We start from the raw sequence: 13057 nt of genomic DNA, 5'->3' as shown, positions 1-13057 counted from the left end.
TCCTGTTTTCAGGAGATAGCTTCACGCAATCTCCCCAAAGTCCTGAAAACAGGACCCGGGCTCGGGGATTCGCCGAGAAGGGGGTGCCCCCGTATTCAGGAACTGGGGTGACGGAGGTGCAGCCAGGTCCTGAAAACAGGGCATAGCTGCACGTCATGGCGCCGAAGTCCTGAAAACAGGACCGGCAGGACCGGGGTCAGCTCGCGAGCAGCGTCCGCAGCGACGCGATGCGCCCGTCACGCACCTCGACCACATCCACCCCTCGCGCGACCGGCTCGCCCTCCGGGCCGAACGTCCAGGCCAGCGCCCCAGACGCCGCCCCGAGATACACGGGTCCGGCGTCGGCGAACACGAACGACGACGGTGCGCCGTCGATCAGGCCGGCGGCCTTCGCCTCCAACGCATCCCATCCCGTCACCTCGCCCTCGGGGTCGGCGAACACGACGTCCTCGGTGTAGGTCCGTTCGATGGCCGCGCGGCGCGAGCCGGGGTCGCGGTTGCCGAAGACCTCGAGCAGGTTGGCAGTCAAGAGTTCGGTGATCGTCGGCACAGGGGTCCCTTCATCGTTCCAGTGACAGGTGCGTCACTCCTCCACGACAGCGCTCTCGGACTGCTCACGGTAGAGGCGCGAGTACACGCCGCCCTCCTCGAGCAGCTCCCGGTGCGTGCCGCGCTCAACGACCTGCCCGTGGTCGATCACGAAGATGACGTCGGCGGCGACGATGGTGGAGAGCCGGTGGGCGATGGCGATCGTCGTGCGCCCACTGGATGCGGTGTCCAGCGCCTGCTGCACGACCCGTTCCGAGATGGTGTCGAGAGCGCTCGTCGCCTCGTCGAGGATGAGCACCTCGGGGTCCTTCAGCAGCACCCGCGCGATCGCGATGCGCTGCTTCTCGCCGCCGGAGAGCCGGTAGCCACGCTCCCCCACGATCGTGTCGTAGCCGTCGGGGAAGCTGTCGATCGTCTCGTGGATGTTGGCGCGCTTGGCCGCATCCTCGAGCTCCTCCTGTGTCGCGTCGGGCCGGGCGTACCGCAGGTTCTCGGCGATGGTCGCGTGAAACAGGTACGTCTCCTGGCTCACCACCCCGATGTGCGACACGAGCGAGTCCTGCTGAAGCTCCCGCAGGTCGGTGTCGCCGAACAGGATGCGGCCGCTGGTCGCGTCGTAGAACCGCGGGATGAGGTACGACACCGTGGTCTTGCCCGCGCCACTGGGGCCGACGAACGCCGCGAACTCGCCCGGCTCGATGACGAAGGAGACGTCGTCGAGGGTGTTGCGCTCGCCCTCGCGGGCATCCGGGTAGCGGAAGACCACGTGGTCGAACTCGATGCGGCCGAGGTCGCGGGCGGGGTCGACGGGGACGGCGTCGGGCCGGTCGGCGATGGCCGGCTTCAGGTCGAGGTACTCGAAGATGCGGGCGAACAGCGCGCTTGAGGTCTGCAGGTCGAGCGAGACCCGCATCAGCGCGAGCAGCGGGAACAGGAGGCGCGCCTGCACGGTGGTGAACGCCACGATGGTTCCGGCGGAGATGTCCGCCGCGCCGCCGAGTATCAGCCAGCCGGACACGAGGTACACGATGGCGGGGATCGACGACAGGAAGATGTTCACCATGGCGAAGAACCACTGTCCGCTCATCGCCTGCGACACCTGCAGCCGGATCTGGTTGCGGTTCTCGCCGGAGTAGCGCTCCACCTCGGTGCCCTGACGGTTGAAGCTCTTGGACAGCAGGATGCCGGAGACGCTCAGCGTCTCCTGCGTGATCGCCGTCATGTCCGAGAGCGACTCCTGCGTCTTCGTCGCGATCCGCGCACGCACCTGCCCGACGCGCCGCTGGGCGATGACCAGGATGGGCATGAGCACCACAGCGACGATCGTGAGCTGCCAGTTGAGCAGGAGCATGGCGACCAGGGCGGCGATCACGGTGACCGTGTTGCCCAGGATGCTCGAGATCGTGTTGGTGAGGACGTTCGCGACACCGCCGACATCATTCTGGAGCCGCGATTGGATGATGCCGGTCTTGGTATGCGTGAAGAAGCTGAGCTCCATCGACTGCAGGTGCGAGAACAGCCGCACGCGCAGCGCACCCATCACCTTGTTGCCCACCGACGCCGTCAGGTAGGTCTGCCACACCCCGAGCAGAGCGGAGGAGACGAAGACGACCAGCATGATCACGACGATCTCGACCAGCACCGGGAGGTTCGGCTCGCCGCCCGGCGGGAAGAGCCCGTCGTCGAATGCGCGCTCCGTCAGCAGCGGAGGGATGACGGTGAGCGCCGCCCCCGCGAGCACCAGCACCATCGTGACGATGATCGCCGAACGGTGCGACGCGAACAGCTCCACGATGCGGCGGAACAGGTGCGGGATCTTCGGCGCGCTCGCGTTGAGCGCGCGCTGCGCGTCCGCATCCCCGCCGCTGACGCGCCCCCGGCCGCCGCCGCCTCCGGCTGCAGCCATGCCGCGCATCCCGCTCATGGACTCAAGCGTAACCCCCTTGGAGGGGTCGACCGACGTGACGCAACCGTGATGCAAGCGCTTGACGTAAACGCTTGCATACGGCGCGAGCGTGGGGGTACCGTGATCGCGGGCGCACACCTGCGCCCGCACCAAGAGCTCAACGAGGAGTGAAATGAAAGCAGCACGTCTCTCCGTGATCGCCGGGGTGGCCCTCGCAGGCCTCGCGCTGGCGGGATGTACTGGTGGCGGCGGGTCGGGTAGTAGTGGTGGCGGCGACGCCAACTCCAACACCGACAGCAAGGGCCCCATCACCTACGTGCAGGGCAAGGACAACTCGAACGTGGTCCGTCCCCTGATCGAGAAGTGGAACAAGGCCCACCCGGACGAGAAGGTCACCTTCAAGGAGCAGACCGACCAGGCCGACCAGCAGCACGACGACCTCGTGCAGCACTTCCAGGCCAAGGACGCCAACTACGACGTCGTCGATGTCGACGTCGTGTGGACCGCCGAGTTCGCCGCGAAGGGCTGGCTCCAGCCGCTGACCGGCAAGTTCAAGATGGACAACTCGTCGCTTCTGGAGCCCACCGTCAAGTCGGGAACGTACAACGGCACGCAGTACGCGGCGCCGCAGACCTCCGACGGCGGCATCCTGTACTACCGCAAGGACCTGGTCTCCACGCCGCCGAAGACGTGGGATGACATGCTCAAGGACTGCGACATCGCCAAGGCGAAGGGCATCGGCTGCTACGCCGGCCAGTTCGCCCAGTACGAGGGCCTCACCGTGAACGCCGCCGAGGCGATCAACACCAACGGCGGCACCATCGTCGGCGAGGACGGCAAGAAGGTCACCGTCGACAGCTCCGAGGCGAAGGCGGGTCTGACTCGCCTGGTGGACGGCTTCAAGAACGGGCAGATCCCGGCCGAGGCCATCACCTACCAGGAGGAGCAGGGTCGTCAGTCGTTCGAGGCCGGCAAGCTCATGTTCCTGCGCAACTGGCCGTACGTGTACAACCTGGCCAAGACGGACGGTTCGTCCACGGTGAAGGACACCTTCGGGATCGCGCCGCTTCCGGGCGTCACTGCGGACAAGCCGGGCGTCTCGAGCCTGGGCGGTCACAACGCGGCGATCAGCGTGTACTCCAAGCACAAGGCCACCGCATTCGAGTTCCTGAAGTTCCTGCAGAGCGAAGACACGCAGAAGTTCTTCGTGACGCAGGGCTCGCTCGCGCCGGTCGTGGCTTCGCTGTACGACGACGCGTCGCTGAACAGCCAGCTGCCGTACCTGTCCACGCTGAAGACGTCGATCGCCAACGGGGTACCCCGTCCGGTGTCGCCGTTCTACCCGGCCATCACCAAGGCCGTGCAGGACAACGCGTACGCCGCCCTCAAGGGCGACAAGTCGGTCGACCAGGCGCTGAAGGACATGGCGACGGCGATCAACACCGCCAGCGCCGGCTGACCCCGGCCTGAAACGGTTGCCGGGCGGCGGGAACTCTCCCGCCGCCCGGCCCTATCCCTTCCGACAAGCATCCGGAGGCACACATGTCAACGTCGAACGTCGTCGCCCCCTCATCCACCCAGACCGGCAAGAACGGCAAGACGCCGATCCGCGCGGGAGCCAAGAGGCAGCGCGCCCAGCAGAGTCGCTGGGCCTTCTATCTGATCATCCCCACCCTGATCCTCCTGGCCATCGTCATCGGCTACCCCGTGGTCAGCGCCATCGTCATGTCCTTCCAGAAGGACGCCGGCCTCGACCCCGCCACCGGACTGTTCGTCCAGGGCGGCTTCGCCGGGTTCCAGAACTACGCCCACTGGCTGTTCCAGCAGTGCCAAGGGCCGAACGGCACCACGATCTCGTGCCCGCCCGGTAACCTCGGCTCGACCTTCTGGAGCGCCGTCTTCGTCACGTTCTTCTTCACCGTGACCACCGTCATCCTCGAGACCGGCCTCGGCCTCTGGTTCGCGCTGATCATGAACCGCGCGTTCCGCGGCCGCGGCTTCGTCCGTGCGGCCATCCTGATCCCGTGGGCCATCCCGACCGCCGTCACCGCGAAGCTGTGGTTCTTCATCTTCTCGGTCGCCGGTGTCGCTAACGCCGTTCTCGGAGCCCACATCCTGTGGACCTCGGACGAGTGGGCATCCCGCTTCGCGGTGATCATCGCGGACACCTGGAAGACGACCCCCTTCATGGCGCTGCTGATCCTCGCCGGACTGCAGATCATCCCGGAGGACGTGTACGAGGCCGCGAAGGTCGACGGCGCCAGCACCTGGCAGCGGTTCTGGCGCGTCACGATGCCGCTCCTGAAGCCCGCGCTGATGGTCGCCATCCTGTTCCGTGTTCTGGATGCCCTCCGCATCTACGACCTGCCGCAGATCCTCACCGGCGGCGGAGGCGGTACAGGCCATGCCACGACGACCCTGTCGATCCTGGTGGTCGATCAGATCAGGCAGGGCTTCAACAGCGCTGCCGCCCTCTCGACCATCACGTTCATCATCATCTTCCTGATCGCCTTCATCTTCGTCCGATTGCTTGGAACGAATGTCGTGCGAACACAGGAGACTCAGCAGAAGGGGGCGAAGTGATGACCGCCGTCGCCGGACAGGCAGCAGCGACCGCCGAGGCGGGAGCGCTCCCCCGTACCCAGACCAGGAACCGCACGAAGCAGCGTCGCCGCAACGCCGGGCTGCGCACCGGCATCCAGGCACTCGTGATCGTGCTGTGGTGCCTGCTCCCCTTCTATTGGATGGTCGTCACCTCGTTCCGCGAGGTGGGCTTCACCAGCGACAACACGCCGTGGTTCACCCACGTGACGCTCGACAACTACGCGACGGCACTGTCGACGCAGCTGGGCAACAACCTGCCCGGCGCGCTGCTGAACTCGCTCTTCATCGGCGTCTGCGTCACGGCGATCTCGCTGGTGGTCGGCATCTTCGCCTCCTACGCGCTGGCGCGGCTCGACTTCAAGTTCAAGGGCATCGTGCTCGGCATCATCCTCGCAGCGTCCATGTTCCCGGGCGTCGCGCTGATCACGCCGCTCTTCCAGCTGTTCACGAACATCGGCTGGATGGGCACCTACCAGGCGCTGATCATCCCGGAGATCTCGTTCGCACTTCCGCTGACGGTCTACACGCTGAACTCGTTCTTCCGCGAGATGCCGTGGGACCTGGAGGAGGCGGCACGGATCGACGGGTGCACGCAGGCGCAGGCATTCCGGAAGATCATCCTCCCGCTCGCAGCTCCTGCCGTGTTCACGACGGCGATCCTGGCGTTCATCTCGTCCTGGAACGAGTTCCTGATCTCCAGTCAGCTGTCGAGCGACCGGACGCAGCCGGTCACCGTGGCCATCGCCTCCTTCACCGGCAGCCAGCCGCACCAGGAGCCGTACACCGCGATCATGGCCGCTGGGACGATCGTCACGGTGCCACTGATCATCCTGGTGCTGATCTTCCAGCGCCGGATCGTCGCTGGGCTCACCGCCGGCGGCGTGAAGGGCTGATCACATGCGCTGGAGCGATTCCCGTGAAGTGGTCGACGTGGGCCTCGGCTTCGTCGGGTTCTTCGGACTCGCTTTCCTGGGGATCACGCTCTTCTGCGAGCTGACCGGGCAGCCCGCCCTCGGGTGGGCGCTCACCCTGCTGGTCCTCGTGCTCGCCTTCATCGGCCTCCTGCAGTTGCGCCGTCGCATCATCGCGCGGCGGCAGGAGGCCGAGGAGGCGCAGCTCGAGCACCAGGATTTGTGAACCGGGGTCCCGATATGGCGGGTATCGAGGAGGTTGCGCGCGCAACCGGGGTCTCGACGGCCACCGTCTCGCGTGCGCTGCGCGGCCTCCCGAACGTCTCGGACAAGACGCGGGCGGCTGTGCGGCGGGCGGCCGACGAGCTGGGCTACGTCGCCTCGTCGAGTGCTTCCGGGCTGGCCAGTGGACGCACGCTGGCGATGGGCGTCGTCGTCCCATCGGTGAGTCGCTGGTTCTACACGCAGGTGCTGGAGGGGGTGGATGCGGAGCTGCGCGGCGTCGGCTACGACATGATCCTGTTCAACCTCGGCGGCCATCGCGGCGACCGGGAACGCGTCTTCCACCGCAGCATCCTCCGCAAGCGAACGGACGCGCTGCTGGCGCTCTGCCTCGACTTCACGACGGGTGAGCGCGAGCAGCTCGCGACGCTCGGGCACCCGACGATCGTGGTCGGCGGCCCGGTGAAGGGCCTCCGCAGCGTGGGCATCGACGAGACCTCGACCGCGTACACGGCGACCTCGCATCTCATCTCGCTGGGACACACGGACATCGCCCACCTCGGCGGCGAGGACGAAGAGGGCCTGAACAGCCAGGTCCCGATCGGCCGGTTGCACGGGTTCAAGGATGCGATGCGGGACGCGGGGCTGCCCGTGCGGCCCGAGTGGGTCATCCCCGGCGGATTCTCGCTTCCGGAGAGCCGCGCGGCGATGAACCGGCTGCTCGAACGGCCCGGCCCGTTGCCGACCGCCGTCTTCGCGGGCTCCGACGAGATGGCGTTCGGCGCCATCCTGGCCGCAGGCGACCACGGCCTCCGGGTTCCGGATGACCTCTCCGTCATCGGCATCGACGATCACGACTACGCGGCCGGCTTCGGCCTCACGACCATGGCGCAGGATCCGTTCGAGCAGGGGGCGACCGCCGCGCGCATCCTGCTGGACGAACTCGGCGGCGCGGAACCCGCGACGCGTTCGGTCCGCTCCCCCGTCAGCCTGGTGGTCCGATCGTCGACGGCGCCACCGCGCAGATGATGCGAGAAAACGCTCTCACGTTCTGAGAGAATAGGTGTCGCGATCATCCGGTTGAGCGCGCCTTTCGGGTAGGCACGACCAACTGATGGGGTCGTCCGTCGGGCTATCGGGGCCCACATGACGGGAGGAGCCGCCCTGGCTAGGACAGGGCGGCTCTTCGAACCGGCGGCGGTGTTTCCCGCCTCAGTGGTAGCGGGTCAGTCGGCGTCGGCCAGGCTGAGCACCTCGGCCTCCTGCTGCGCCGTCTCGGTGGGCGCATCCACTCGCTTCAGGTGCTTGTGGCCGATGACGATGAGCGCGGCAGCGATCAGCACCGAAATGGCTCCACCGTAGAACGGCATGGCCGGCCCGACGACAGCCGCGAGCACGGTGGCGGCAGGCGGGGCGACGGCGCCGCCGAGGAACCGCACGCCCGAGTACGCGCTTGATGCGACGGAACGCGGCAGGTCGGTCGCCTCCATGACGCACTCGGTGAGCACGGTGTTCAGGATGCCGAGGAGGAGTCCACCGACGATCACGCAGACGATGAGAGCGGCAAGCGACGAGACCAGCAGCCCGGCGGCCAGCAGGTCGAGGGCGAGGAGGGGCATCACCAGCCACAGCACGCGCGTGCGCGGCAGCCGGGAGGTCAGCAGCGGAGCGACCCAGACCGAGGTCAGAGCCAGCCCGACTCCCCAGCCGAAGAAGATGAGGCCGAGCGTGATGGCATCCTCGACGCCCAGGCTCGCGAGCGCGAACGGGGTGTAGGCCAGCAGCGCGAAGAAGCCGATGTTGTAGAACAGTGCAGCGGCGGCGAGGAAGCCCAGCGCAGGCTTGGCGAGCGCGCGGAACGGCGCGGACAGCCGCGTCGGGGTGGGCTTCTCCGGGTTCTTCCGCAGCAGCACCACGATCGCGACGAATCCGATCGCCATGAGGGTGGCGGTGCCGAAGAACGGTCCGCGCCAGCTCCAGCTTCCGAGAAGTCCACCGAGCAGCGGTCCGATCGCGATGCCGAGCCCGAGCGCCGCCTCGTACAGGATGATCGCAGCCGATGTTCCGCCGGACGCCGCACCGACGATGGTCGCCAGAGCGGTCGAGATGAACAGCGCGTTGCCGAGCCCCCAGCCCGCGCGGAAGCCGATGATCGACTCGACGTTCTGCGAGAGGCCGGCCGCGAGGGCGAAGACGACGATCAGCGCGAGGCCGATCAGCAGCGTCTTCTTGGCGCCGATGCGGCTCGAGATGTAGCTGGTGAAGAACATCGCGATGCCGGTGATCAGCAGGTAGCTGGTGAAGAGCATCTCGGTCTCGGTCGGCGTCGCCTGCAGGCTGTGCGCGATCGCAGGGAGGATGGGGTCGACCAGGCCGATGCCCATGAAGGCGATGACGGAGGCGAAGGCGACGGCCCAGACGGCGGTCGGCTGTTTGAGGATGCTGGTGGGGCGTTCGTGGGACATGGAGGGGTGACGGCTCCTTGAGCGATCGGTGTGCGGGAAGTGGATGTGGAGGGGGCGCGGGTCAGCGAGTGCCGGCGAGCGCGGCGGAGGCCGCCGCGGAGAGGTCGACGCGTGAGCCGATGATCTCGACAGCGGCGCGCATGGCGGCGAGCTCGTCGTCCGACAGGTCCGAGAACATCGGGACCAGGGCGGTGGACAGTTCGTCGCGCCAGGTCTGCAGTGCGTCGGCGCCTTTGGCGGTGATGGCGATCTGCCACGCGCGGGCGTCGTCGGTGTCGGCGATGCGCTTGACCCACTCGGCGTCGACGAGGTTGCGGACCAGCTTGGTCATCGTCGGCTGCGACACCCGGCTCTGCGCCGCGAGCTCGCCGAGGCGCATCGGCCCGACGGTCTGCAGCACGCTGAGGGTGCGCCAGGTCGCGGGCGATTCGGTGCTGCCCGTCACGCGCGCGGCGAGGCGGGTGAGGCGATGGGCGGCCACGACCAGGTCGCCCAGGATCTGACGAAGTTCGGGAGTCTCTGGCATGCTCCCATTATATATAGCTTGCCTATGTTTATCAAACGCGCTGCGCGAGGACGTAGCTCTGCGGCGACTTCTCCGGGCCGACCGGCTGCCGGATGAATTCGGCGCGCAGCGCGAAGCCCGCCTCGCGCAACCGGTCGCGCACCCGCTCCGGCCGCTGCCGACGGGTGTGCAGGTCGAGGTCGTGCCCGTACGCGTGCGTCAGGTGGACGACATCCTCGCCCACCTGGAATGCCAGCAGCAGACGCCCGCCCGGCCGGACGACGCGCGCGAACTCGGCGTAGAGCTCCCCCTGCCTCTCCTCCGGGGTGTGGATGACGGCGTACCAGGCGAGCGCGCCTGCGAGCTCCGCATCCCGGAACGGCAGGTCGGCCATCGACCCGACCTCGAAACGCACCCCGGGATGATCCCGGCGGGCGACGTCCACCATCCGCGGCGACAGGTCGACACCGACCACGTCCATCCCGAGTCCCGCCAGGTGGCCGGCGATGCGCCCGGGCCCGCAGCCCAGGTCGCCGACGAGGCCGCCACCGTCGCGCCGCACCTGCTCGGAGAACACGCCCAGCATCGCGCGGTCGTACTCGCTGCCGGCGAGGTCGTCACGCAGCAGGTCGGCGTAGTCCTCGGCGACGGTGTCGTAGGCGAGGCGGGTGGCGGTCACATCGTCCGGTTCTGTGGTCACGGTCGGAGTCTAGGGTCGGCGGACGAAGTCCGACCAGGTGCGTTCGCCGCGCACCGCCGACGCATCAGCGAGGTTGTCCCCCTCTCGGTAGGCTCGCCCGATGGCGCCGGCCAGCGGCACACGCACCGTCGAACGGGGACGTCCGGCGAAGGCCGCCACCAGGGCTGCGACGTCGAGCACCTCCGGACCGGCGAGGTCGGGCACGCGCCCCGCGGGTCTAGACAGCGCGAGCTCCGCGAGCCGGGCGGCCACCTCCGCCCGGTGCACCGGCTCGAACCGCAGCCCCCGCGGCGCAGGGGTGATCGGCAGACGAGAGAGCCCGCGGACCAGCGGGAGCACGAACTCGTGCAGCTGGGACACGGCGAGGATGCTCCACGGCACACCCGACTCCTCGATGATCCGCTCGGCCTCCGCCTTCGCCCGGAAGTACCCGATCGGCATGCGCGCAGCGCCCACCACCGAGATGAGGATGAGGTGCCCTGTCCCGGCACGTCGTGCCGCCTCGGCCACGTTCCGTGCGGCCCGGTCGTCGCCTCGCGCGCCGCCGGCCAGGTGCAGCACCGTCCCTGCGCCGGCGAAGGCGGCATCCAGTCCGCGGCACTCGACGGTGTCGCCCTCGAGCTGCTGCACACCAGGGTCGTCCGTCGCCTGAGGGTGACGCGACAGCACCCGCACCTCGCGCCCCGCCGCACGGAGCAGCGGAACCACCTCGCGTCCGATCCTCCCCGTTCCCCCGGTCACCAGGATGGTGTCGTTCATGGTCGTTCTCCATTCGACGTGTCACACGAGCCGCCTCCGGCTCGTCGATAGGGTGACGACCGGAAGGGACGGGATGTGACATGACCGACACGGAAGCGATCGCGGAGCGGTTCCAGGACGCGCGGCCCCGGCTGATGGCGATCGCCACTCGGCTGCTCTCCTCGCGAGCGGATGCGGAAGACGCGGTGCAGGAGACGTGGCTACGCCTGAGCCGAGCCGACGCCGGCACGATCGAGAACGTCGACGCGTGGCTCACCACCGTCGTCTCCCGGGTGTGCCTCGACCAGCTGAAATCGCCCCGGCGCACGCGGGAGCGGTCGTGGGAGGTGACGCCGTGGGACGAGCCGGCGTCGACTCTCGGCGACCCCGCCGCGGAGGCGGAACGCGGTGACACCATCGCGGCCGCCCTGCTGCTCGTCCTGGACTCGCTCAGCCCGGCAGAGCGGATCGCCTTCGTGCTCCACGATGTCTTCGGACGGCCGTTCGAGGAGGTGGCGGATGCGCTGGGTCGCTCGCCGCAGGCGGCCCGCCAGCTCGCCTCGCGGGCGCGCCGCCGCCTGCACGGCTCCCCGGAACCGGCGCGACCGGACCCCCGTCGGGCCCGGCCCCTCGTCGACGCGTGGCTGGCCGCCGCTCAGCACGGCGACATCGACCGGCTCCTCACGCTCCTGGATGAGGATGCCGTGCTTCACGCCGACTATGGAACGACGCAGCAGGACGTGCTCGGCGCCACGCAGATCGCCGCGCAGGCCGTGCTGTCCGCGCGGCTGGCTGCGCACTCCACGCCGGTCCTGATCGGAGGGCGCCCGGGTGTTGCCGCCGTGCTGTCCGGCCGAGTCGTGTCGGTCATGGCGTTCGACATCGCCGACGAACGGATCATCGGGCTCGACGTGCTCGCCGATCCCGACCGCCTCCGCGAACTGGGCGTCGCCCGGGTGCTCGGCCTCGACTGACGACGAAACGACGGACGACGAAACGCCCCCGGCCGGGTCGGCCGAGGGCGTTTCGGGGAGTGTTACCGCAGGTACCTGTCGTAGAGCAGGGTCCTGCGGCACAGATCCGGCGGGTGGCAGCCGCTGTCGCGGTCCTCCCCGTGGAGCATCGCGTGGCCGAAGCCGCGCAGTGCGGAGGCGTAGGCACGCCATTTGCTGGTACTCATCGTGGATTCTTCTTCCGGTTGTGCGTCCTTGCACACCGATGCACGCTTGCGGGCGCGATCGGACGCGTGGATGGGTGAGCATCCGCGTCCGTGCGCCGTTAAACGCACGGAGGGCGTCGCCCCGTTGCGGGGGCGACACCCTCCGCAACGCGGACACTCTCAAATAGGGAGGAGTCCGCGTCGCGATCAGACGGCTGTCAGCCTGTCAGTAAGAAGAGCCCCGATGGGGCGCTGATTACTTAAGGGTGACGGTGGCGCCAGCCTCTTCGAGCTGAGCCTTCGCCTTCTCTGCGGTCTCCTTGTTGGCGCCCTCGAGCACGTTGCTCGGTGCACCGTCAACGAGGGCCTTCGCCTCACCGAGGCCGAGGCTGGTGAGGGCGCGCACCTCCTTGATGACCTGGATCTTCTTGTCACCAGCAGCCTCGAGGACGACGTCGAAGGAGTCCTTCTCCTCGACCTCTTCCGCGGGGGCGGCAGCGCCGGCACCGGCCGCAGCAACGGCGACGGGGGCGGCGGCGGTGACCTCGAAGGTCTCCTCGAACTTCTTCACGAACTCGCTGAGCTCAATGAGCGTGAGCTCCTTGAACGCGTCGAGCAGCTCCTCAGTCGTAAGCTTCGCCATTTTTCTCTCCTTAGTGTGTGTGGTTACTCACCGCTGATCTGGGTCCGTATGGACTCAGGCAGCGGACTCCTGCTTCTCACGCAGCGCGTCGACCGTGCGAACGGCCTTCGACAGCGGTGCGTTGAACAGATATGCGGCTCCGAACAGCGAGGCCTTGAAGGCGCCGGCCAGCTTGGCCAGCAGAACCTCACGGGACTCGAGGTCGGCGAGCTTGCCTACCTCTTCTGCGGTCAGCGGGTTACCGTCGAAGTAACCGCCCTTGACCACAAGCAGAGGGTTTGCCTTGGCGAAGTCACGCAGCGACTTCGCGACGGCGACAGGGTCACCGTGCACGAAGGCGATCGCGGACGGCCCTGCGAGCTCCTCGTCAAAAGACGAGATTCCCGCATTGTTGGCCGCGATCTTGGTCAGCGTGTTCTTCACCACGGCGTAGGTCGCGTGCTCACTGATCGACGTGCGCAGCTGCTTGAGCTGAGCGACAGTGAGACCGCGGTACTCGGTCAGCAGAACGGCGGCAGAGTTCTCGAACAGGTTCTCGAGCTCGGCAACCGTGGCTTCCTTGTTCGCCATGGCCTACTCCTCAATCTTCTTCGTCGCACACCGCGGGAGCGGTGTGCCACCAGAACCCGCTGGGCAAAGAAAAAAGCTCCGGCGC

At 67.9% G+C, this 13057-nt stretch carries 15 protein-coding genes; 6 read left to right on the top strand and 9 right to left on the bottom strand.

What is annotated here, in order from left to right; translation table 11 throughout:
- Positions 1-196 precede the first annotated feature (196 nt).
- Entirely contained in the window at positions 197-550 is a 354-nt protein-coding gene (locus tag AB4Z18_RS15585; protein WP_441783648.1) for a nuclear transport factor 2 family protein, read from the bottom strand.
- A gap of 33 nt (positions 551-583) precedes the next feature.
- Positions 584-2473, bottom strand: a complete 1890-nt coding sequence (locus AB4Z18_RS15580; RefSeq protein WP_441783647.1) for an ABC transporter ATP-binding protein — start codon at positions 2471-2473, stop codon at positions 584-586.
- A 154-nt stretch (positions 2474-2627) separates the two neighbouring features.
- Here AB4Z18_RS15580 and AB4Z18_RS15575 point away from each other — a divergent pair, with 154 nt between their 5' ends.
- The 5 genes from AB4Z18_RS15575 (at position 2628) to AB4Z18_RS15555 (ending at position 7221) form a co-directional block, all read left to right on the top strand.
- Positions 2628-3914 (top strand): ABC transporter substrate-binding protein, encoded by a 1287-nt coding sequence (locus tag AB4Z18_RS15575; protein ID WP_441783646.1) that lies wholly within the window; start codon positions 2628-2630, stop codon positions 3912-3914.
- 83 nt (positions 3915-3997) lie between these two features.
- Positions 3998-5038, top strand: coding sequence for a carbohydrate ABC transporter permease (locus AB4Z18_RS15570; protein WP_441783645.1), 1041 nt, complete (start codon positions 3998-4000; stop codon positions 5036-5038).
- Positions 5038-5952 (top strand): carbohydrate ABC transporter permease, encoded by a 915-nt coding sequence (locus AB4Z18_RS15565; protein ID WP_441783644.1) that lies wholly within the window; start codon positions 5038-5040, stop codon positions 5950-5952. Before AB4Z18_RS15570 ends, AB4Z18_RS15565 begins: the two co-directional genes overlap by 1 nt.
- Positions 5953-5956: 4 nt before the next feature.
- Positions 5957-6196, top strand: coding sequence for a hypothetical protein (locus tag AB4Z18_RS15560; RefSeq protein ID WP_441783643.1), 240 nt, complete (start codon positions 5957-5959; stop codon positions 6194-6196).
- A gap of 14 nt (positions 6197-6210) precedes the next feature.
- Complete coding sequence (locus tag AB4Z18_RS15555; RefSeq protein WP_441783642.1) at positions 6211-7221, top strand: LacI family DNA-binding transcriptional regulator; 1011 nt, start codon at positions 6211-6213, stop codon at positions 7219-7221.
- A 197-nt stretch (positions 7222-7418) separates the two neighbouring features.
- Here the strand turns inward: AB4Z18_RS15555 and AB4Z18_RS15550 are convergent, their stop codons facing one another.
- The 4 genes from AB4Z18_RS15550 to AB4Z18_RS15535 form a co-directional block, all read right to left on the bottom strand.
- Complete coding sequence (locus AB4Z18_RS15550; RefSeq protein ID WP_441783641.1) at positions 7419-8657, bottom strand: MFS transporter; 1239 nt, start codon at positions 8655-8657, stop codon at positions 7419-7421.
- A gap of 61 nt (positions 8658-8718) precedes the next feature.
- Positions 8719-9183, bottom strand: coding sequence for a MarR family winged helix-turn-helix transcriptional regulator (locus tag AB4Z18_RS15545; RefSeq protein WP_441783640.1), 465 nt, complete (start codon positions 9181-9183; stop codon positions 8719-8721).
- Positions 9184-9214: 31 nt separating this feature from the next.
- The gene (locus AB4Z18_RS15540; RefSeq protein ID WP_441783639.1) at positions 9215-9862 is read right to left on the bottom strand and encodes a methyltransferase domain-containing protein; all 648 of its coding nucleotides are present in this window, start codon (positions 9860-9862) and stop codon (positions 9215-9217) included.
- Positions 9863-9871: 9 nt separating this feature from the next.
- On the bottom strand, positions 9872-10621 hold the full coding sequence (locus AB4Z18_RS15535; protein WP_441783638.1) for an SDR family oxidoreductase: 750 nt from the start codon (positions 10619-10621) through the stop codon (positions 9872-9874).
- A gap of 80 nt (positions 10622-10701) precedes the next feature.
- Between AB4Z18_RS15535 and AB4Z18_RS15530 the strand changes: the two genes are divergently transcribed.
- Complete coding sequence (locus AB4Z18_RS15530; protein WP_441783637.1) at positions 10702-11574, top strand: sigma-70 family RNA polymerase sigma factor; 873 nt, start codon at positions 10702-10704, stop codon at positions 11572-11574.
- 62 nt (positions 11575-11636) lie between these two features.
- Here AB4Z18_RS15530 and AB4Z18_RS15525 read toward each other — a convergent pair whose 3' ends face one another.
- The 3 genes from AB4Z18_RS15525 to rplJ all read right to left on the bottom strand — a co-directional run bounded on the left by AB4Z18_RS15525 (position 11637) and on the right by rplJ (position 12972).
- Positions 11637-11780: a hypothetical protein gene (locus AB4Z18_RS15525; protein ID WP_441783636.1), complete on the bottom strand. Its 144-nt coding sequence runs from the start codon at positions 11778-11780 to the stop codon at positions 11637-11639.
- 235 nt (positions 11781-12015) lie between these two features.
- Positions 12016-12402: a 50S ribosomal protein L7/L12 gene (rplL, locus tag AB4Z18_RS15520; protein WP_441783635.1), complete on the bottom strand. Its 387-nt coding sequence runs from the start codon at positions 12400-12402 to the stop codon at positions 12016-12018.
- Between the two features lie 54 nt (positions 12403-12456).
- Positions 12457-12972: a 50S ribosomal protein L10 gene (gene rplJ / locus AB4Z18_RS15515; protein WP_441783634.1), complete on the bottom strand. Its 516-nt coding sequence runs from the start codon at positions 12970-12972 to the stop codon at positions 12457-12459.
- Positions 12973-13057 lie beyond the last annotated feature (85 nt).

The organism is Leifsonia sp. 2TAF2 (genome assembly GCF_052115085.1).
GTDB lineage: Bacteria > Actinomycetota > Actinomycetes > Actinomycetales > Microbacteriaceae > Leifsonia.
The sequence above is the reverse complement of the archived record's forward strand: the minus strand, read 5'-3'. Positions and strand labels throughout refer to the sequence as shown.

Excerpts from the sequence above, each read along its gene's own strand:
- AB4Z18_RS15580 (WP_441783647.1), bottom strand. The coding sequence starts at position 2,473 with ATGAGCGGGATGCGCGGCATGGCTGCAGCCGGAGGCGGCGGCGGCCGG.
- AB4Z18_RS15575 (WP_441783646.1), top strand. The coding sequence starts at position 2,628 with ATGAAAGCAGCACGTCTCTCCGTGATCGCCGGGGTGGCCCTCGCAGGC.
- AB4Z18_RS15570 (WP_441783645.1), top strand. The coding sequence starts at position 3,998 with ATGTCAACGTCGAACGTCGTCGCCCCCTCATCCACCCAGACCGGCAAG.
- AB4Z18_RS15565 (WP_441783644.1), top strand. The coding sequence starts at position 5,038 with ATGACCGCCGTCGCCGGACAGGCAGCAGCGACCGCCGAGGCGGGAGCG.
- AB4Z18_RS15560 (WP_441783643.1), top strand. The coding sequence starts at position 5,957 with ATGCGCTGGAGCGATTCCCGTGAAGTGGTCGACGTGGGCCTCGGCTTC.
- AB4Z18_RS15555 (WP_441783642.1), top strand. The coding sequence starts at position 6,211 with ATGGCGGGTATCGAGGAGGTTGCGCGCGCAACCGGGGTCTCGACGGCC.
- AB4Z18_RS15550 (WP_441783641.1), bottom strand. The coding sequence starts at position 8,657 with ATGTCCCACGAACGCCCCACCAGCATCCTCAAACAGCCGACCGCCGTC.
- AB4Z18_RS15545 (WP_441783640.1), bottom strand. The coding sequence starts at position 9,183 with ATGCCAGAGACTCCCGAACTTCGTCAGATCCTGGGCGACCTGGTCGTG.
- AB4Z18_RS15535 (WP_441783638.1), bottom strand. The coding sequence starts at position 10,621 with ATGAACGACACCATCCTGGTGACCGGGGGAACGGGGAGGATCGGACGC.
- AB4Z18_RS15530 (WP_441783637.1), top strand. The coding sequence starts at position 10,702 with ATGACCGACACGGAAGCGATCGCGGAGCGGTTCCAGGACGCGCGGCCC.
- AB4Z18_RS15525 (WP_441783636.1), bottom strand. The coding sequence starts at position 11,780 with ATGAGTACCAGCAAATGGCGTGCCTACGCCTCCGCACTGCGCGGCTTC.
- rplL (WP_441783635.1), bottom strand. The coding sequence starts at position 12,402 with ATGGCGAAGCTTACGACTGAGGAGCTGCTCGACGCGTTCAAGGAGCTC.
- rplJ (WP_441783634.1), bottom strand. The coding sequence starts at position 12,972 with ATGGCGAACAAGGAAGCCACGGTTGCCGAGCTCGAGAACCTGTTCGAG.